This window comes from Caballeronia arvi (genome assembly GCF_001544695.2).
GTDB classification, from domain to species: Bacteria; Pseudomonadota; Gammaproteobacteria; order Burkholderiales; family Burkholderiaceae; genus Caballeronia; species Caballeronia arvi.
Genome location: NZ_FCOM02000289.1, coordinates 1 through 842, shown reverse-complemented (window position 1 = coordinate 842; position 842 = coordinate 1). Strand labels below are relative to the sequence as shown.

Annotated in this window: 1 protein-coding gene; it reads left to right on the top strand. The window is 64.0% G+C overall.

Translation table 11 applies throughout. The annotated features are described in order from the left end of the window. A partial coding sequence (locus AWB74_RS44960; protein WP_143749560.1) for a GGDEF domain-containing protein occupies window positions 1–842 on the top strand: 842 nt, incomplete at both ends.

The following is an 842-nucleotide window of genomic DNA, read 5'->3' as shown; positions in this document are numbered from 1 at the left end:
GCCGTCATTTCGGTGGGGCCGACCGGGTTCGTCGAGTTCATCAATCCGGCGGCGGAGCGCCTCTTCTGCCGCGACGCAGCCGGCTGCGTGAGCCGCCCGTTGACCGAGCTCGCCTCCATCGCGCGGGAATGGGACCGCCGGCCCGTCGATCTGATCGAACAGGCGCTGCGCGGCGAGCAGCCGTGGGATGCGAGCACCGATCTCGTCCTGACCAACGTCCACGGCACCGAAACCGTGGTGCAGGCGATCACATCCGTCGTGCACGATACGTCCGAGACGATCACGGGCGTCGTCTTGCTGTTGCGGAACATGACACGCGAGCGCGAATACGTGTCGGAGCTTTCGTGGCAGGCATCGCACGACGGCCTGACGGGCTTGCTCAATCGCACCGAGTTCGAGCGCCGCCTGTTTGCATCGCTGCATGCGCAGCCCGGCATCGAAGGCGCGCAGCGCGCCTGCATGCTGATGATGATCGATCTCGATCAGTTCAAGGTCGTCAACGATACCTATGGTCACGCCGCGGGCGACACGATGCTGCGGGAAGTGGCCAGTCTCATCAAGAACTGCCTGCGCGAAGAGGATTCACTGGCTCGTCTGGGCGGCGATGAATTCGCCGCGCTCATGTTCGATTGCGACGAACAAACCGCGATGCCGATCGCCGAGCGACTGAGGCAACAGGTAGCCGCGTTCGAGTGGTCGTGCGAGACACACAAGCTGTCGACGAGCGTGAGCATCGGTCTGGTCGATCTACGCGGTCTCGATACCGAAACGGCGATGCGCTTCGGCGATATCGCCTGCTATCTCGCGAAGGAACGCGGGCGCGACCGCGTGCATCTTGCCGT